This is a genomic window from Caviibacter abscessus, assembly GCF_001517835.1.
Lineage (GTDB): Bacteria > Fusobacteriota > Fusobacteriia > Fusobacteriales > Leptotrichiaceae > Caviibacter > Caviibacter abscessus.
Map to the genome: position 1 here is coordinate 1 of NZ_LOQG01000027.1, position 17,878 is coordinate 17,878.

A 17,878-nucleotide genomic window follows, 5' to 3' on the forward strand; every position below is an offset into this window, starting at 1 on the left:
ACTTTTTTTATTATTTTTATATTTTTACTAAAAAGCACTAAAAAACAGGAGATTGCTCTCCTGCAATATAAGAAATATTGTATTTAAATTCTTATTTTGATTTCTTTGTTTCTTCAAATTTTGCCCAAACACCTGTTTTAACAAGTAAACTTTTTACTGTTTCAGTAGGTTGTGCTCCATTTCCTAAAAATCTAAGTACTTCTTTTTCTTTTAATTTAACTTGATTTTCTTCTATTAAAGGATTGTATGTTCCTAGGTAAGCTATTGCTTTACCGTCTCTTTTCCCTAGTGCTTCCATTGCAACTATTCTATAAAAAGGAACTTTCTTTCTTCCTAATCTTGTTAATCTTAATTTTACCATTTATATTTACCTCCATTTTTTTGACTATTTAATTATCTTTTCATAAATCTTCCCATTCCAGGAATTGAACCACTATTAAACATTTTCATTAATTGTTTCATTTGTTCATATTGTTTTAATAGTTTATTTATATCAGTAACGCTTGTTCCACTACCTTTTGATATTCTATTTTTTCTGCTGAATACCTTAAGTAATTGCGGATTTCTTCTTTCTTCTACAGTCATTGAAAAAATTATTGCTTCAATTTTTTTCATTTCTTTTTCAGCTAAATTAGTATCGATTTCTCCCAAGTTTACTCCAGGAAGTAACTTTAATATGCCACCAATTGAGCCTAGCTTTTTAATCATTTTAAATTGTTTCAAAAAATCTTCAAAATCAAATTGATTTTTTCTAAATTTTTCTTCCATAATTTTTGCTTCTTTTTCATCAATGATATCCTGAGCTTTTTCTACAAGTGATACAACGTCTCCCATTCCAAGTATTCTAGAAGCGAGTCTTTCAGGATAAAATCTTGATATATCATCTAACTTTTCTCCTTCGCTTATAAACTTAATGGGCTTTCCACATACTTCTTTTATAGATAACGCAGCTCCACCTCTTGTATCTCCATCTAATTTAGTTAATATAACACCTGTTATCTCTAATAAATCATTAAAGTTTTTAGAAACATTTACAGCATCTTGACCTGTCATACCATCAACAGTTAATAATATTTCTATGGGATTAACTGCTTCTTTTATCATTTTTAATTCATTCATAAGAGTTTCATCTATATGAAGTCTTCCTGCTGTATCTATTATTACAGTTGAAATTTGTTCATTTTTCGCAAATTCCAAACCTTCTTTACAAATTTTTATTGCATCATCACTATCATTTAATGTAAAGTTTTTAACGCCTATTTGATCTGATAAAACTTTTAATTGCTTTTTAGCTGCGGGTCTATATACATCTGCTCCAATAAGTAAAACTTCTTCTTTTTCCTTTTTTAAAAGTTTTGCAAGTTTAGCTGCAAAAGTTGTTTTTCCTGCACCCTGTAATCCAACAAGCATTATTACTCTAGGCTTTTTTATAGATTTTTGCAATTCTACATTTGTGCCACCTAAAACTTCTATCAATTCGTCATTAATTATTTTTATAAATTGTTGCTTAGGATTTACTCCCATTATAACTTCGGTTCCAAGTGCTTTCTCTTTAATTTTTGAAACGAAATTTTTAGTAACTGTGTAGTTTACATCTGCTTCTAATAAAGCTAATTTAACTTCTTTTAAAGCTTGTGAAACATTTGATTCTGAAAGTTTTCCTTGTCCACTGATATTTTTCATTACCTGTTTTAATTTATCACTTAAATTATCAAACATCATTACCTTCCAATTCATTTATTAATTTATCTAAATTATCAATAGTAAATTCTTTCCTCAAACTTTTTAAATTTTCTATGTATTTCATTTCATTTGCAAGTACATTTAAATTTTTTTCATAGAAATCAAGTTTTTTACACGCTCTTTTTATATTATCAAAAACAGCCTGTCTACTAACTTGTAAAGCCTGTGCTATTTCTGTAAACGAATTATCTTCTTCTAAAAATGCTTCTAGATAAATCTTTTGTTTACCTGTAAATAGCGATTTATATATTGAAAAAAGCGTAGAATATTTAATAAAATTTTCAATTTCTCTCATAATGAATGTATTCTACTACATCAATATTCCTCTTGTCAAGATTTTTTTATTGACAAGCTGTTGATTTTATTTCTCATTTTAATTTATATGGGGTACACTTTAGTAGATTTTGTTTATTGAGAGGGTTAATTATGAAATTCGGAACTAAAATATTACACGGTTATGATATGGTGGATAAAAATACCGGAGCTTCTTCTATACCTATATGTCAAGCATCAACTTTTCATCAATGTGATATTGATGCTAATCAAGAATACACTTATTCAAGATTCGGTAATCCTACAAGAAACGCACTTGAAAAGGCTATGGCAAGCCTTGAAGAAACTAAATATGCTCTTGCTTTTTCATCAGGAATGGCAGCTATAACATCTGTATTACTTTCATTTGGAAAAGGCGATCATATAGTAATGTGTAAAGATGTTTACGGAGGAACTTTTCAGTTAGCAACTGAAATATTTCCAAGATTTGGAATAGAAGTTTCTTTTATTGATGAAACTGACACTTACCAATGGAAAAATGCTATAAAACATAATACTAAAGCTTTTTACATTGAAACTCCTTCAAACCCTACATTAAAAATTACAGACATAAAAGAAGTTTGCGATTTAGCAAAAAAACATAATATTACAACAATAATAGATGCTACATTTATGACACCTCAATATTTACATCCCGTTTCATTTGATGTTGATATAATAATACACAGTGCCACCAAATTTTTAAATGGTCACAGTGATGTAATAATGGGAATAGTTGCTTTTAATTGTGATAAACTATATAAAATACTAAAAAACAACAAATTGTTTTTGGAGCTTTACCAGGAATTGATGAGTGCTGGCTTTTAATGAGAGGTCTTAAAACTATGAAAATTCGTATGGAACAGTCGGTTAAAACAGCATATGAAATCGCTAAATTTTTAAAAGAACATAAAGCAGTAAAAAAAGTATATTACCCCGGTTTATCTTCTCATATTGGATATGAAACTCACATGAGACAATGTAGTAGTGGCGGTGCAGTTTTATCCTTTGAACTTGAAAATTGCGAAGCAGTAAAAGAGGTTTTTAGCAAAATAAAAATTCCCATTATAGCCGTAAGTCTAGGTGGTGTTGAATCAATTTTATCTTATCCATGGAAAATGTCTCACGCTTGTATGCCTGAAGAAGAAAGAATTAAACAAGGTGTAACAAGTGGATTAATTAGATTTTCTGTTGGTATTGAAGATACCGATGACTTATTAGAAGACCTATCTCAAGCTATGGAGGGGCTAAAACCTATAAAAGAGTGAAACAAAAAAGACTTATCGTTAATTATGATGATAAGTCTTTTTACATTATTTTATAAAATATTTATTATTTAACAAGTGTTTCAAGTATTTCATCTGCATTTTCAGAAGTTTCAAATACTTCCATTGATTTGTTATCAAGTATCTTTTTAGAAATTGCCATTAATAAATCTATATGTAAGTCTATATCTGTGTCTTTTGCTAAAATTAAAAATATATATTTTGCATTTTCTTCATCAGACCATCTTATATCCCTATTTAATCTAATGAAAAATACTGATGTTTTTAAAACTTTTGAACTTCTTGCATGAGGAACTGCACAATTTGTACCTAAATAAGTTTCTGTTGTTTGTTCTCTTTCATATAAGTCTTCTATAATGCCTGTTTCGTCAGATATAAGATTTAATTTTTTTGCATATGATGCAATTTTACTGAATAAATCAATTTTATCCTGTGCATCAATATTGATAAATACAGTCTCTTTTGTAACGATGTTTTTTAACATTGCAAATCAACTCCTAAATATATTGTTATTTAATTATACCCTACAAAAAAGTATTATGCAATTTTTTTGTGATTTTTTTAACACTAAATTTTATTGACTATTATTTCTCTTTTTATATGAAATATATGAATAAGCAATAGGTAAAATTGTTAAAAGAATTATTCCAAAAAAGAAATAATAATTATTAAATAAAATAGATATTAAAATTAATATTCCTTGTAAAATCATTAATTTACCGCCAAATCTATGAGTTTTTAACCATATTTCATCATCATTTAATGTCCACGGAGTTTTTATTCCAATTGTATAATTTCTTTTTAATTTAGGAATGTAATTGCCTATAATTATAAATATGATAGAAATAAAAATTTTACATATCATTGCAATATTAATTCTATATCCCATAGCAGCATATATTGATGATATAACAAGTAAATTAGATATTAAAGGAAGTATAATTAAATTTAATCTAATAATTTTTATTTTATTATCCTTATTTTTCGGATCTTCTTTTGTTAGTAAGCCTGCAAATATGGTACTAATAAATAAAAATAATGGTAAACATACGATAGTGTTAAATTTACTTGTATATTTATCTACTTCTCCACTAAAATTCCAATGTGTTGGAACCATTTCAGGAATTTTATCGTATAGAAAATAACCATAAATAATTGGTAATAAACAAAGTAATGCAATAAATAACACATCTTTATTTCTTTTCAACATTTTCATCAACTCCATTAAAATTATTAAACCATAATATGAGTTCTTCAAAAACCGATAAGTTCAATTCATAATAAATGTAGTTTTTCACTTTAATTTCTCTTATTAAATCAGCATTTTTTAATAATGATAAATGATAAGAAACTGTAGGTGCTGTTAAATTAAATTCTTTTGATATTTCTCCAGCATTTTTTCTTCCATTTTTTAAAATAATCAAAATTTCACGCCTTACCGGTTCTGCTAGAGCTTTAAAGCACTCTTTAAACATGAAAATCACCTTCTCAACCCTATTTAGATAATCATCTAATTAGATTATATTCTAAATAATTGTAAAAGTCAAATTTACAGAATCAACAATAAAAAAACAGAGCTTAGCCCTGTTATTATTAAAATTTTAAAATATATTCTTTAAGATGGTCCCCAGACGCGGAATCGAACCACGGACACAAGGATTTTCAGTCCTTTGCTCTACCGACTGAGCTATCTGGGGATACTGGCGGGCAGACTGGGATTCGAACCCAGACGGCTGTTACACCTTCGCCGGTTTTCAAGACCGGTTCCTTAGCCAGTTCGGACATCTGCCCATATGTTGATTAAAAAAAAACTACCTTATGGCAGTAATTTGGTAGGCCCTAGGAGAATCGAACTCCTGTTGCCGGGATGAAAACCCGATGTCCTGACCACTAGACGAAGGGCCCTTAATAAAATGGTGGATCCGACTGGGATCGAACCAGTGACCTCACGGTTATGAGCCGCGTGCTCTAACCATCTGAGCTACGGATCCATAAAAATGGCGTACCTGAAGAGATTCGAACTCCTGGCCCACAGCTTAGAAGGCTGTTGCTCTATCCTGCTGAGCTACAGGTACGCATTAAATTATTAAGTTTAATGATTAAGTTGGTGGGCTATACTGGTCTCGAACCAGTGACACCATGATTAAGAGTCATGTGCTCTACCAACTGAGCTAATAGCCCTAAAAATCATTTGGTTTTAAAATGGTGAGCCATACTGGAATCGAACCAGTGACACCATGATTAAAAGTCATGTGCTCTACCGACTGAGCTAATGGCTCATAATGGAGCGGGAAACGAGGGTCGAACTCGCGACATTCAGCTTGGAAGGCTGACGCTCTACCATCTGAGCTATTCCCGCATATTATGTTTTTATTACGTTGGTTGCGGAGATTGGATTTGAACCAATGACCTTCGGGTTATGAGCCCGACGAGCTGCCAGACTGCTCTACTCCGCGATATTTAAGTGGTGCCTCGGACCAGACTCGAACTGGTACGGATATACATCCACAGGATTTTAAGTCCTGTGCGTCTACCGATTTCGCCACCAAGGCACAAAAACCCGCTAAAAGATTCACTTTCTTTTAAAGACAAGTTAGATTATATACTATTTAAAATTCTTTGTCAATAACTTTTTTTGTATTTTTTTTCATTTTTTCAAAAACATATTTAATCTTTATTTTTCGGTATATTGAAAACGTTTTTTCAACTTTCGATTATTTCATATTAAGAAAAATAAAATTTTTTTTATATTTTTTAATCATATAATTTATATTGAAAATACAATAAGGACATAACAGATGAAATTATTTAAGTTTAATAGAAGTGATCTTTATGATTTAAGGAACAAAAAAATTCAAAAATATATTGAAGATTTTAATATTTTAGCAATTTACAGATTATTTTTTAAATCTAGCTGTATGAATGAATTAAAAATGAATTTTAATCTTTTTAATCGTACATTTTATTTTGGTGCTATAAAACTAGATTCATTTTTTCTTTTTAAAAATGTATATACAGAACTTAGGAAAAGAAAATTTGATTTTAGATTTAAAGATTTTACATTTCTTTTCATATATAACTGCATGTTTCTTAGTTTATATATAAAAAAGAATAATAATATTAATATAAATTTTTTAAATGATTACAGCGTAGAATATAACAAAAATTTTAAATCTACAAAACTTGGATATATCAGATGCTTTAATTTTATTGATATTTGTAAAGCTTTCGAAATAATTTTTGATAAATTGATATTTAAAAGTTCATATGTAAATACTATGATTTATAGTAAGCATATGTTAAATTTAAGAAAAAATTATTTTAAATGTGAAAATATAAGTAAAATAAGACAAACTTATATAAATAATATTTTTATAAGCAATTTAAATGAATATACAACTTTTTCTTTAAAAAGAAATTTTAAGTTCAATAAAATTATAATATATATAGGTGATATCTCAATTACTGAATTTTATTATCTACTCAATATAATTAATATACTTTTTAAAAATAAAGTTATAATTTTAAGAAAAATGAAAATACTCGATGAATTTTCAACATATAATTTAGCTCATCTACATATTTTTTTACAAAGAGGTAAAAATCATATAAATATTAACAAATGGATAAAAAACAATAAATTTATATTTACTGTTGATGATATTGAAAATGATTTAAGATACTTTCTACAAAAAAATATTGAAGACTTTCTTTTTAAATGTAATCTTATTTCAAATAGATCACCTAATATTATACGTAAACTTTATAATAAAAATTACTTTATAAAAAAACGTGTTCTTATTTTATTAAATTTTATAAAAAAGGAGGATTTTATTAATGACAAAGAGTAATGATATTATGATTGTTATTTATAAAAAGCCTTTTAGCGATTATATATTAGGAATAATAGATGCTAATAAACTTTATAACAGCAAAAAATTACTCTTGAATTTAGAAAAAGTTTTACCCATTTCAAAAATACTTAAAGGCAGAAAAAACAAGTTAATTAACAATATCGATTATGAAAAAAAAGATGAAAAATTGATTTTTCACCTTTATTTTTAAAATATAATTTCTAAAATATTTCAGACTAGTCAAAAACAATTTAATATTTTTTTGCAAAAAGTTTTATACTTTATGGTAATTATTTAACATAATTATACATTTATAGGCATATTCAATTTGAGTATGCTCTTTATTTTAAATTATCAATTTTTTTATTTATTCTTTAAATTTTTTTTGTTATAAAAAAAAACGATTGGATTTCTTCCAATCGAATAAATTTCATATTATTTTCCTACACAAAAATTTGAAAAAATGTGATCAAGTATGTCTTCATTAGTTATTTCTCCTGTTATTTCGGATAAACAATCAAGAGCTTCTTTTAAATCAACTGATATTAAATCAAGTGGAAATCCATTTTCAATAGTAAAAAACATATTTTCTATAGATTTTTTTGTCTTTTCTAAAGCTGTTTTGTGTCTAATATTTGTTATTATTTGTGATCCACTGATATCTTTAATATCATTTTCATAGATATATTTATATAAAGTATTTTCCATTTCAGTTATACCTATATTTTTCATAGCTGATATTTCTATTACTTTTTCACTTTCAAATGATACAACATCTATTTTTCTATCTAAATCTATTTTATTTAATATATATATTACGTTTTTCTCTTCTTTTTTTATAAATTCTATTATCTCAATATCTTCTTCTTTAAGCTCGTTTGAACTATCAAGTATCATAAGTACTAAATCTGCTTTTTTTATTATCTCTTTAGATTTATTTACCCCAATATTTTCAACAATATCGTCTGTTTTTCTTATTCCGGCTGTATCAACTAATATTAATGGGTAACCTTTTAAATTAATAACTTCCTCTATTGTATCTCTTGTTGTACCTGCAACATTTGTTACAATTGCTCTTTCTTCTCGAAGTAAAGCATTAAGAAGTGTTGATTTTCCTACATTAGGTCTTCCTATAATTGCAGTTTTTATTCCTTCTTTTATTTTTTTTCCTTTATCATAACTTTCGATAAGCTCAGTTGCTTTTTTAAGAACATCTTTTAATCTTTCTATAAGTTTTTCAGGTATAGGATCATCAATTCCCTCTTCTGGATAATCTAGTACAACATTTATATGTGCTGCAATATCCATAAGAGTTTTTTTGAAATCATTTATTAATACTTTTAAATCTCCTCTTAACTGATCCATAGAAATTTCTAAAGATTTTTCAGTTTTTCCTTTGATTAAATCAATTATTGCCTCTGCTTGAGATAAATCAATTCTTCCGTTCATAAATGCTCTTTTTGTAAATTCTCCAGCTTGAGCATGCCTTGCTCCATTTTTTAAAACAACTTCAAGAACTTTTCTAGTTATTAAATAGCCTCCATGACAGTTAATTTCAACAACGTCTTCACAAGTATATGAACTTGGTCCTTTCATTTTAACTACCATAACTTCATCAATTATTTTTTCGTTATCATAAATATGACCATACTTAAAAAAATATGGTCTTATTTCTTTATTTTTATTATTTGCCTTAAAAATTTTATCTAAAATTTCAAAAGATTTATCTCCAGAAATTCTAATTATTCCAATTCCGCCTTCTCCATTAGCTGTTGCTATTGCAGCAATTGTATCAAATAACATTACTATCTCTCTTTATTTTCATTATATTTTATTACTAAAAATCTTTTGGGTTCTTCTCCATGACTTTCTGTTGATAAATTTTCATATTTAGATATTTCTTCGTGTATAATTCTTCTTTCTTTTGCAGTCATAGAGTGTAATTTATATGAAGTTTTTGTTTCTAGAACTTTTTGTGCTTTTTTATTTGCTAAGTTTCTTAAAGTTTCTTCTCTTTTGGCTTTGTAATTATTTGCATCTATAAATACTTTATAATTCTTTAATTCTTTTAATGAATTGATTAAATATTCAAGTGATGATAAAGCTTGTCCTTTTTCACCTATTATATATCTTACATCTTTTCCTTCAACATTTATAGTATATTGATTTTTATGATTTGATATTTTCTTTATTTTTATATCTAAATTTGTAGCCTTAATAAATTCTTCAAATAATTCTTTTATTTTTTCTTCTATATTTTCAGTTTTAACTTCTTTTGTTTCTACTTTCTTTGCTTTTGCTAACTTGATTTTTTCCTCTTCAAGTTTTTTTATTTTTTCAAGTTCGCTCTTTTTTAATATAGAAATTTCATATTTACCTTTTATATTTATAAATAAAAAGTTAAAAGGTCTTTTTATTTCTTTTATAATATAAGTTTCATCATTATTTAATTTAATTGTTCTTTTAACACGGTCGTCTAAATCTTTTTTATTTTTGGCTTGAAGTATTATTTTATCCATTTTGTCTCACTTTCTTAATAACATATAATTGTTGTAAGATAGAAAGTAAAGTATTCACAGCATAATATAAATTAACACCTGATGGCATTTTATAAAATATAACTAACATCAATATAGGCATAAAATAAAGCATATTTTGCATTGATTTTTCTGTTTCGCTTCCACCACTTGATTGGTTACCAGACATAAGTCTTTGTTGTAAAATCATAAGTCCTGTACTTAATATAGGTAATAAATTTATACTAAATTTTCCAATTGTGTATAAAGCATCTGGCTTTTTCAAATTAAACCATAAAAAAGTTGCAGTTTCAGGTATTGCACTGCTTATAAAAGTATAATATAGTGCTATAAATATAGGTAATTGTAATAATAAAGGTAAACAACTTGCAAGAGGATTAACTTGTTCTTCTTGATATAGTTTTGCAGTCATTTCATTTATTTTTGCTTTATCACCTTTATATTTTCTATTTATTTCATCTATCTTAGGTTGCAGCTCTTTCATTTTTAGCATTGATTTTTCTTGTTTTAGTGTTAATGGAAATAACAAAATTTTAACAATTAATGTTGTTATAATTATAGCTATACCATAATTTCCAACAATTGATACTAAATATTTTAATAATGCTAAAACTGCATTTTCAACGAATTGTATTCTAAACATTTTTCCTCCATTATTTTAAAGGGTCATATCCTCCATAAGACCAAGGATTGCACCTTAATATTCTATAAGTCCCCAAGGCTAAGCCTTTGATGATTCCATATTTTTCTATTGCCTGTTTTGTATATTCTGAACAAGTTGGATAGTATTTGCAAACTCTAACGTTAGATACTGTTAATTTTTGATATATTTTGATTAGTATTATTAATAAATTTTTCATATTTTTTCACTCCGTTTAATATATCTTTTTCAAGAACACTATAATTTAATTCATTAAAATCTTCTTTACAATTTTTTGAAGCGATAATAACGTAAGATTTACATATATCAAAAAAATTAGGATTATTTCTCACAACTTGTCTGAAAATTCTTTTAATCCTATTTCTTTTAACAGCGTTTCCAACTTTTTTACTTGCAACGACTCCAACTTTATTTTCTATTTTATTTGTAATAAATATAATAGTATATTTTGTATAAACTTTTTTACCTTTTGTATATAAAAAGTTAAACTCTTTTTTCTTTTTTAAGGATTCCATATCTTTACCTATTATTTAAAAAATCGGTGTTATTTTTTGAACACCGACCTTAAGCAGATAGTTTTGCTCTACCTTTTTGTCTTCTTCTTTTTAAAACGTTACGTCCGCTTTTAGTCTTCATTCTAGATCTAAATCCATGATCCTTTTTTCTTTTTCTATTATTTGGTTGAAATGTTCTTTTCATTTATATTTCCTTTCAATTTAGGTTGACTACGATATATGATATAGGAAATAGATACAAAAGTCAAGGATTTTTAATTGACATATAGATTAGTAAATTTTCATATATTTTATATGATTTTGAAAATTATAATTGTTTTCAACATTTAAGCAATATTATATATATTCATTAATTTAATTATTATTATTATTATACATAGTGTAAATGTTAAAAGCATTAAAAATCGGAACGTTTAATATATTTTTTCTTGTTGATTATTTGTGGAAAAAAATAGTAAAAAAGTGTATAAAAAAATATACACAAGATATTAACAGATTTTACAGTATTATTGTTGAAAAATAAAATTATAAAAAAATAAAGTGGAAAACTTTATTGAAATCAAATAGAAATAATGTCTCTTTTTTTGTGGAAAACTTAAGATTTTAGTTGAAAAGTCTTGAAAATATAGTGAAATCAAATATTTTTCGTGGAAAAATCAGTGGAAAAGTGTAAAAGTTTTTCCCGTTGATAAAATAAAATTGATATGGTATATTTTAATATAATATTTTTTGAAAGGTAAAAAAATGGAACAAAGTAAGATAGATAGCATATGGAGAGCTACTAAAGGATTTTATTGTGATAAATTCGGACAAGAAAATTTTTCAATCTTAAATCAAGTTGAATTACATGATGTTATAGATCGTGTTTGTTATTTACATGCCTCTTCTCCATATATAGTAGATGAAATAGAAAAAATGAAAGAAAATTTAAAAGAAGTACTTAATAAGTTATTTATACTTGAAGGATATGAAGTAGATGTAGTGGTAAAAAAAGAAATATCTATAGATAATAATATGTACGAAGTTGTGAAAGAAAACGATAAAAATGAAACTGAGTCAGAAGAAACAAATCTGACAGCTTCATTAAGACTTGAAAATTTTGTAGTAGGTCCAAGCAGTAATTATTCATATAATGTGTGTCTTACAGCATTAAATGATAAACCTTTATATAACCCAATATTAATTTTTGGAGGTTCTGGTTTAGGAAAAACTCATTTGGCACAAGGTGTAGGAAATGAAATATTGGAAAAATTTCCGCATAAAAAAGTAAAGTATTTAACAGCGGAAGAATTTAATAATGAATATTTATTATCTATTAGAAAAGGTGGATTTAATAATTTTAAAAATAATATAGATTCAGCTGAAAATTTTAGGCAAAAATATAGAAATTTAGATTTAATAATAATTGATGATATACAATTTTTTGAAAAGGTTTTTGGAAAAGGAGATGGAAGTGTTGAAGAAGAATTTTTCAATACGTTTAATGCTTTAATACAAAAAGAAAAACAAATAATATTAATAAGTGATAGAAATCCTAAAGAAATAAAAAATTTATCACAAAGAATAAAAACAAGATTTTTATCAGGAATAAGTACAGAAATAATGCCACCAAGCTATTCAACGAGAATGGCAATACTTCAAAGTTTTTGTGAAACAAGAAATCAAAAGATAGAAAATACAGTTTTAGAATATATTGCAGAGCATGTTACTGAAAATGTAAGAGAACTTCAAGGAATGTTAAATGCAATAATTGCAAGATCAACTTTATTATCTGAAAGAATAACTATTGATCTTGTAAAAGATGAAGTTGAAAGAAGAATAGAAGTTGAAAAAGCAAGAATTACAAGTGAAAAAATAGTTGAAGTAACAGCACAGTATTTTAATTTAAGTGAAGAAGAATTAAAATCTACTAAAAGAAATAAGGAAATATTAAAACCAAGACAAATTGCTATGTATATAATGAAAAAAAGAACAGAAATAACATATAATGCAATAGGTAGAATATTTGGAGGAAAAGATCATACAACTGTACTTAATGCCGTAACTAAAATTGAAAAAAGTATGGCAGAAAATGATGAAACTATAAAAAATGAAATCTCTGAAATTATAAAAAGAATAATGGAGTAATAATGATTATAAAAATAAAAACAGAATATATAAAACTTGATCAGTTACTTAAGTATGCAAATGTTGTAGAATCTGGAGCAAATGCAAAAGAATATATTTTAAATGGACAAGTTTTGGTTAATAATGAAATTGAAACCAAAAGAGGAAAAAAGCTATATAAAGGTGATATTGTTACATTTGAGGGAGAAAAAATAATAATAGACCTAGAAAATGAGTAGATTATATGTACTTAGAAGAATTAATGACCCAAAATTATAGAATGCTTAAATCTGAAAAAATAAAGTTTGATAAGAAAATGAACTTAATTTACGGGAAAAATGCACAAGGTAAAACATCAATAATTGAAGCGATATATTTTATAGCAACAGGGAAAAGTTTTAGAACAAAAAAGAATATAGACCAAATAAAGCATCAAGAAAAAAGGATGCTTATTTTTGCTAAAACAAATAAAGGAACTTATTCTTTAGAATTTAAAAATGATAAAAGAAATTTTTATATTGACAAAAACTTAGTAAAATATACCGATTATATTGGAGAAATACTTTGTGTTTATTTTATACCGGAAGACATTGAAATAATAACAGGTTCGCCAGTAATTAGGCGAAAATTTTTTAATTATGAAATATCACAAGTTGACAGATTTTATTTGAGAAAAATAATAAATTTTCAAAAAGTATTAAAAGTCAGAAATAATTTGTTAAAAGAAAAAGATATACAAAACAGTATTTTTGAAATTTATGAAGATAAATTTATTGATTTAGCAGTTGATATTATTTTATTAAGAAATGAATATATATCACAAATATCTGAAATTTTACAAAAAAAATATAATGAGCTTTTTGACAAAGAAAAAAAGGTAGAAATAAGATATGAAAGTTTTTATACATTAAAAGAAAATCAAACAAGAGAAGAGATAAAAAAAGAAATAAAAGAAATGATATTAAAAAAAAGACAGATGGAATTAAATTATGGATATTCACAAATTGGACCTCAAAAAGATGAATATTCTTTTTATATTGACAATCAAAGGGCAAAATCATTTGCTTCTCAAGGTGAAAAAAAATCTATAATATTTGCTTTGAAACTTTCTCAAATTGAGTATATACAAAATATGAAAGATGAGAGTCCTATATTTTTAATAGATGATGTTGCATCATATTTTGATGAAATTAGAAAAAATAATATTTTACAATATTTTTTCAAAAATGATATACAATGCTTTTTAACTTCCACACAAAAATTTAATATTAATGTGGAAGAAATGAAAGAGTTTGAAATAAATGAAGGCGAGATTATATATGAAAGCTAAAGCAATTACAATAAAAAATTTTATTGGTAAATATAACATAAGTAGTAAATGGAAAGAAATAATTGGAGATTTTATTTTTGATTACACTTATTTTTCATATAATAACGGTAATATAAAAATTTATGTAAATGATAATAACGTATATAATCAGTTGAATTTATTAAAGCCTATAGTTTTAGAAAAAATAAGAAATAATTTTGAGGTTATTTCTCTTGATATTATTTATGATAAAAAAAGAGTTATTAAAAAGGTAAATGTTGAGAAAGTAAATAAAGTAGAATACGATGTAAAAAAAATAAGAAAACTTAAAGAAGAAAAGTATAAAGATATAGAAGATCAAACTTTAAAAAAAATGTTAATATCAATTACTACATTTAATGAAATAAGGGAAAAAATCTTTGAAAGTAAAGGATATAAAAAATGTGAAGTTTGTAAGGAAAATTTTTTACCTGTTGTAAATGAAAAAATATGTGTAATATGTAAAAATAAGAAAGAGCAGGAAAAAATAGAACTTGCAAAAGAAAAAATAATAGAACATATATATATAACTGAAGAAGAAGCAAATAAAGTATATAATATACAAAAAAAAATATATAAAAAAGCATATGATAAAATACTTGATAACTTTTATTTACAAATGATTGAAAAAATTGAGTTGGAACAATATTCAGATACTGTTGATTTAAGTGAGGAAATAAAAAATTATGTTACTTATTATACTCAAAGTAAAGATAATCAAATACTGTCTATTGCTACAACTAAACTTATATCAAGACTAAAGAAAAGTGCTGAAGTTTTATTTCAAAAAGAAATTGATATAAAAGGATAATTATGGAATTATTAAAAGAAAATGTGTCATTATGGCTAAGTGAACAAAAAAATAAGCTAATATACATAAGCTCATCTGTTAGAAATCTTGAGTATTATTACAGTAAATTGCTAGAAGAAAACTTAAATGTATATTTTTTTAAAACAAACACACAAGATAAAAAAGAATTATTAGATGTAAATATAAAACTAATTGATGTTTTGTCAAAAAAAGAAAAAAGCATAATAATAATTGACTTTGTTTTGGCAATGTCAATTTTTTTTGAAAAAGTAGAATATTTTGATTTGGAATTAATGCAAAATATAAAGCTTTTAGAATTGGAACAAAAATTAATAAGTTTTGGATATAGAAAAAATTATTTAGTTGAACAAGAGGGAGAGTATTCAAGAAGAGGAGATATTTTTGATATTTTTGCTCCTAATAATGATACACCCGTAAGACTTAGTTTTTTTGATATAGAAATTGAAAAAATTAAATTCTTTGATATACAAACTCAAAAATCTTATGAAAATGCAGAAAAAGTTAGGATATATTCAAATAATTTATACGGTGAAGAAGTTATGTTAACTAAATTATCTGATTTATATCACAAAGTAGATATTATTTTAGAAAATAAGGAAATACTTCAATATAATTTAGAAAATTTAATATATTTAGATGAAGAAAATGAAAAAATTCTAATAGAAAGATTTGAAGAAATCTTAAATAAATCACAGCATATTACTGTAATAAAAACAGAGGGTAAAAATTATCAAAATGAAATAAGTATATACAAAGATAATTTATCAAAAAAAGGAATAAATTATAAAAACATATCACAAATACAAAAGGGCGATTATGTAATACATGTTCAATATGGTATAGGAATATATGAGGGGCTTGAAGTTTTAAATGATAAAGAATGGTTAAGTGTAAGATATGCAGATGAGGACAAATTATACATACCAATTGACTCTTTAAATAGACTTGAAAAATATATAGGATCAAAAGCGGAAGCTCCATTACTATATAGACTTGGAAGGCGTGGATTTAAAAGAAAAGAAAAAAGGCTTAAATCTGATATTGAAAAAATAGCTAGAGAACTTATAGAAATACAAGCTAAAAGAGAACAAAATATTGGTATTAAGTTTATAACTGATAGTATATGGCAGCAAGAATTTGAAGAAGGATTTGAATTTGAGGAAACAACGGACCAAAAACAGGCAATTTTTGATGTGAAAAAAGACATGCAAAGTGGTAAAGTTATGGATAGAATAATTTGCGGAGATGTTGGGTATGGTAAAACTGAAGTTGCAATGAGAGCTGCATTTAAAGCAATTGAAAGTGGTTATCAAGTAGCTCTTTTAGCTCCTACGACCATACTTGCAAATCAACATTATGAGAGATTTAAGAAAAGATTTGAAGGATTTCCTGTAAATATAGAAGTTTTTTCAAGAATTTCAAATTCTAAAGAAAAAATGGAAAAGTTAAAAAATAAAAAAATAGATTTGGTTATAGGTACACATAAAATACTCGGGAATGAATTTGATTTTAGTAATTTTGGTTTATTGATTGTTGATGAAGAACAAAAATTTGGAGTTAAAGCTAAAGAAAAAATAAAAAGTAAAAGGAATAATATAGATATACTTACTTTAACTGCCACACCAATACCAAGAACTTTAAATTTAGCTCTTTTAGGAATAAGGGATATATCAATTATTTCAACTCCACCATCTTTTAGATTACCTGTTAAAACAGAAATAAAACATAATATATGTGAAAAAGAATTACAAAAAATAATTTTAAAAGAAATAAGCAGAGATGGACAGGTTTTTTACGTATCAAATGATGTAAAAAATATGGAGAAAAAAGCAGAAGACTTAAGAAAAATATTACCAAAATTTATTAATGTTGACTATATACATGGTCAATTACCTGCAAAAGAGATAAAAGAAAAAATACAAAATTTTGAAAATGATAAATTTCAGATTCTTTTATGCTCTACTATAATTGAAAATGGAATAGATATTCCAAATGCAAATACAATAATAATTGAAAACTTTCATAAACTTGGACTTTCTCAAATTTATCAACTTCGTGGAAGAGTGGGAAGAGCAAAAAGGCAAGCGTATTGCTATTTATTGAGAGATGAAAACATAAGTAAAAAAGGAAGTTTAAAACAAGAAAGTATAAAAGAAATAGAAAATATGAGTCAGGCAGGTTATAAATTATCAATAGAAGATATGCAAATAAGAGGAGCGGGAGAAATTTTAGGTGAAAAACAACATGGAGCTATTGAAACTTTTGGTTATGATTTATATTTAAAATTATTAAATGAAGAAATTAGAAAACAAAAAGGAAATCTAAAAGATAAATTAGAAAATGTAGAGGTTGTATTAAAAGGAAAAAAATATATTCCTGATGACTATATAAGTGATGAACAAAGAATAATAATATATAAAAGATTAAGTGAGGCACAAGATATTGATGAGATAAAAGAAATTGAAGATGAATTGGAAGATAGATTTGGGAAATTACCTCAAACAGCTAAAAATTATTTTATATATCTAAAAGCAAAAATTTATGCAAGTCTTAATTTTATTTCAACAATATACGAACAAAATAATAACGAAGTAAAAGTGCAATACGTTGAAAAAATTTCACTTTTAAACTCAAATGTGGTAACATTTAACAAAGATAAGTTTATTGAATTGCTTTCTTAAATA

The 17,878-nt window shown here is 25.3% G+C and carries 19 protein-coding genes, 10 tRNA genes and 1 pseudogene; 8 read left to right on the forward strand and 22 right to left on the reverse strand.

Features of this window, described 5'->3' with window-relative positions; all coding sequences use genetic code 11:
- Positions 1 to 91: 91 nt before the first annotated feature.
- The 3 genes from rpsP to ylxM are packed head-to-tail and all read right to left on the reverse strand — an operon-like array spanning position 92 to position 2,038.
- Entirely contained in the window at positions 92 to 361 is a 270-nt protein-coding gene (gene rpsP / locus AWT63_RS03265; RefSeq protein WP_068268403.1) for a 30S ribosomal protein S16, read from the reverse strand.
- Positions 362 to 393: 32 nt separating this feature from the next.
- Positions 394 to 1,719, reverse strand: a complete 1,326-nt coding sequence (gene ffh, locus AWT63_RS03270) for a signal recognition particle protein (RefSeq protein WP_068268404.1) — start codon at positions 1,717 to 1,719, stop codon at positions 394 to 396.
- A complete protein-coding gene (gene ylxM, locus AWT63_RS03275) occupies positions 1,712 to 2,038 on the reverse strand; it encodes a YlxM family DNA-binding protein (RefSeq protein ID WP_068268405.1) in 327 nt (108 codons plus the stop codon). The genes ffh and ylxM overlap by 8 nt, the downstream gene beginning before the upstream one ends.
- Before the next feature lie 167 nt (positions 2,039 to 2,205).
- On the opposite strand from ylxM, the pseudogene AWT63_RS06550 reads away from it, so the two are divergent.
- Positions 2,206 to 3,323 (forward strand): annotated as a pseudogene (locus AWT63_RS06550) (trans-sulfuration enzyme family protein).
- Positions 3,324 to 3,387: 64 nt separating this feature from the next.
- On the opposite strand, the gene AWT63_RS03285 reads toward AWT63_RS06550, so the two are convergent.
- The 13 genes from AWT63_RS03285 to AWT63_RS03345 all read right to left on the reverse strand — a co-directional run bounded on the left by AWT63_RS03285 (position 3,388) and on the right by AWT63_RS03345 (position 5,893).
- Positions 3,388 to 3,825, reverse strand: a complete 438-nt coding sequence (locus tag AWT63_RS03285) for a PTS sugar transporter subunit IIA (protein WP_068268406.1) — start codon at positions 3,823 to 3,825, stop codon at positions 3,388 to 3,390.
- Between the two features lie 90 nt (positions 3,826 to 3,915).
- Positions 3,916 to 4,551 carry an SdpI family protein gene (locus AWT63_RS03290; RefSeq protein WP_068268407.1) on the reverse strand — a complete coding sequence of 212 codons (636 nt, stop codon included), beginning with the start codon at positions 4,549 to 4,551 and terminating at the stop codon, positions 3,916 to 3,918.
- On the reverse strand, positions 4,535 to 4,816 hold the full coding sequence (locus AWT63_RS03295; RefSeq protein ID WP_068268408.1) for an autorepressor SdpR family transcription factor: 282 nt from the start codon (positions 4,814 to 4,816) through the stop codon (positions 4,535 to 4,537). The genes AWT63_RS03290 and AWT63_RS03295 overlap by 17 nt, the downstream gene beginning before the upstream one ends.
- Positions 4,817 to 4,962: 146 nt before the next feature.
- Positions 4,963 to 5,038, reverse strand: a tRNA-Phe gene (locus tag AWT63_RS03300).
- A 4-nt stretch (positions 5,039 to 5,042) separates the two neighbouring features.
- A tRNA-Ser gene (locus tag AWT63_RS03305) sits at positions 5,043 to 5,132 on the reverse strand.
- Positions 5,133 to 5,171: 39 nt separating this feature from the next.
- Positions 5,172 to 5,246 (reverse strand) — tRNA-Glu (locus tag AWT63_RS03310).
- Between the two features lie 9 nt (positions 5,247 to 5,255).
- Positions 5,256 to 5,332, reverse strand: a tRNA-Ile gene (locus AWT63_RS03315).
- Positions 5,333 to 5,339: 7 nt separating this feature from the next.
- A tRNA-Arg gene (locus AWT63_RS03320) sits at positions 5,340 to 5,416 on the reverse strand.
- 30 nt (positions 5,417 to 5,446) lie between these two features.
- A tRNA-Lys gene (locus AWT63_RS03325) sits at positions 5,447 to 5,522 on the reverse strand.
- A gap of 22 nt (positions 5,523 to 5,544) precedes the next feature.
- Positions 5,545 to 5,620, reverse strand: a tRNA-Lys gene (locus tag AWT63_RS03330).
- A gap of 4 nt (positions 5,621 to 5,624) precedes the next feature.
- A tRNA-Gly gene (locus AWT63_RS03335) sits at positions 5,625 to 5,700 on the reverse strand.
- Positions 5,701 to 5,720: 20 nt separating this feature from the next.
- Positions 5,721 to 5,797 (reverse strand) — tRNA-Met (locus AWT63_RS03340).
- A gap of 9 nt (positions 5,798 to 5,806) precedes the next feature.
- A tRNA-Leu gene (locus AWT63_RS03345) sits at positions 5,807 to 5,893 on the reverse strand.
- 246 nt (positions 5,894 to 6,139) lie between these two features.
- Between AWT63_RS03345 and AWT63_RS03350 the strand changes: the two genes are divergently transcribed.
- Together AWT63_RS03350 and AWT63_RS03355 are read left to right on the forward strand one after the other, a co-directional pair.
- Complete coding sequence (locus AWT63_RS03350) at positions 6,140 to 7,192, forward strand: hypothetical protein (RefSeq protein ID WP_068268409.1); 1,053 nt, start codon at positions 6,140 to 6,142, stop codon at positions 7,190 to 7,192.
- Positions 7,179 to 7,406, forward strand: coding sequence for a hypothetical protein (locus tag AWT63_RS03355; RefSeq protein ID WP_068268410.1), 228 nt, complete (start codon positions 7,179 to 7,181; stop codon positions 7,404 to 7,406). The genes AWT63_RS03350 and AWT63_RS03355 overlap by 14 nt, the downstream gene beginning before the upstream one ends.
- A gap of 224 nt (positions 7,407 to 7,630) precedes the next feature.
- On the opposite strand, the gene mnmE is transcribed toward AWT63_RS03355, so the two are convergent.
- Genes mnmE through rpmH form a run of 6 tightly spaced genes read right to left on the reverse strand, consistent with a single transcriptional unit; the run spans position 7,631 to position 11,092 of the window.
- Positions 7,631 to 8,998, reverse strand: coding sequence for a tRNA uridine-5-carboxymethylaminomethyl(34) synthesis GTPase MnmE (gene mnmE / locus AWT63_RS03360; RefSeq protein ID WP_068268411.1), 1,368 nt, complete (start codon positions 8,996 to 8,998; stop codon positions 7,631 to 7,633).
- 2 nt (positions 8,999 to 9,000) lie between these two features.
- Positions 9,001 to 9,714, reverse strand: a complete 714-nt coding sequence (locus tag AWT63_RS03365; RefSeq protein WP_068268412.1) for a Jag family protein — start codon at positions 9,712 to 9,714, stop codon at positions 9,001 to 9,003.
- Positions 9,707 to 10,375 carry a YidC/Oxa1 family membrane protein insertase gene (locus tag AWT63_RS03370; RefSeq protein ID WP_068268413.1) on the reverse strand — a complete coding sequence of 223 codons (669 nt, stop codon included), beginning with the start codon at positions 10,373 to 10,375 and terminating at the stop codon, positions 9,707 to 9,709. Before AWT63_RS03370 ends, AWT63_RS03365 begins: the two co-directional genes overlap by 8 nt.
- Positions 10,376 to 10,385: 10 nt before the next feature.
- A complete protein-coding gene (gene yidD, locus AWT63_RS06115; RefSeq protein WP_082680434.1) occupies positions 10,386 to 10,592 on the reverse strand; it encodes a membrane protein insertion efficiency factor YidD in 207 nt (68 codons plus the stop codon).
- Positions 10,537 to 10,908: a ribonuclease P protein component gene (rnpA, locus tag AWT63_RS03375; protein ID WP_068268414.1), complete on the reverse strand. Its 372-nt coding sequence runs from the start codon at positions 10,906 to 10,908 to the stop codon at positions 10,537 to 10,539. The genes yidD and rnpA overlap by 56 nt, the downstream gene beginning before the upstream one ends.
- Positions 10,909 to 10,957: 49 nt before the next feature.
- Positions 10,958 to 11,092, reverse strand: coding sequence for a 50S ribosomal protein L34 (gene rpmH, locus AWT63_RS03380; RefSeq protein ID WP_068268415.1), 135 nt, complete (start codon positions 11,090 to 11,092; stop codon positions 10,958 to 10,960).
- A 560-nt stretch (positions 11,093 to 11,652) separates the two neighbouring features.
- Between rpmH and dnaA the strand changes: the two genes are divergently transcribed.
- Genes dnaA through AWT63_RS03405 form a run of 5 tightly spaced genes read left to right on the forward strand, consistent with a single transcriptional unit; the run spans position 11,653 to position 17,875 of the window.
- Positions 11,653 to 13,035, forward strand: coding sequence for a chromosomal replication initiator protein DnaA (gene dnaA, locus AWT63_RS03385; protein ID WP_068268416.1), 1,383 nt, complete (start codon positions 11,653 to 11,655; stop codon positions 13,033 to 13,035).
- 2 nt (positions 13,036 to 13,037) lie between these two features.
- Positions 13,038 to 13,253: a S4 domain-containing protein YaaA gene (gene yaaA, locus AWT63_RS03390; RefSeq protein ID WP_197407554.1), complete on the forward strand. Its 216-nt coding sequence runs from the start codon at positions 13,038 to 13,040 to the stop codon at positions 13,251 to 13,253.
- A 5-nt stretch (positions 13,254 to 13,258) separates the two neighbouring features.
- The gene (gene recF / locus AWT63_RS03395; RefSeq protein ID WP_068268418.1) at positions 13,259 to 14,344 is read left to right on the forward strand and encodes a DNA replication/repair protein RecF; all 1,086 of its coding nucleotides are present in this window, start codon (positions 13,259 to 13,261) and stop codon (positions 14,342 to 14,344) included.
- Entirely contained in the window at positions 14,316 to 15,173 is an 858-nt protein-coding gene (locus tag AWT63_RS03400; RefSeq protein ID WP_156414499.1) for a DUF721 domain-containing protein, read from the forward strand. Before recF ends, AWT63_RS03400 begins: the two co-directional genes overlap by 29 nt.
- A 2-nt stretch (positions 15,174 to 15,175) precedes the next feature.
- Complete coding sequence (locus tag AWT63_RS03405) at positions 15,176 to 17,875, forward strand: DEAD/DEAH box helicase (RefSeq protein WP_068268420.1); 2,700 nt, start codon at positions 15,176 to 15,178, stop codon at positions 17,873 to 17,875.
- Positions 17,876 to 17,878 lie beyond the last annotated feature (3 nt).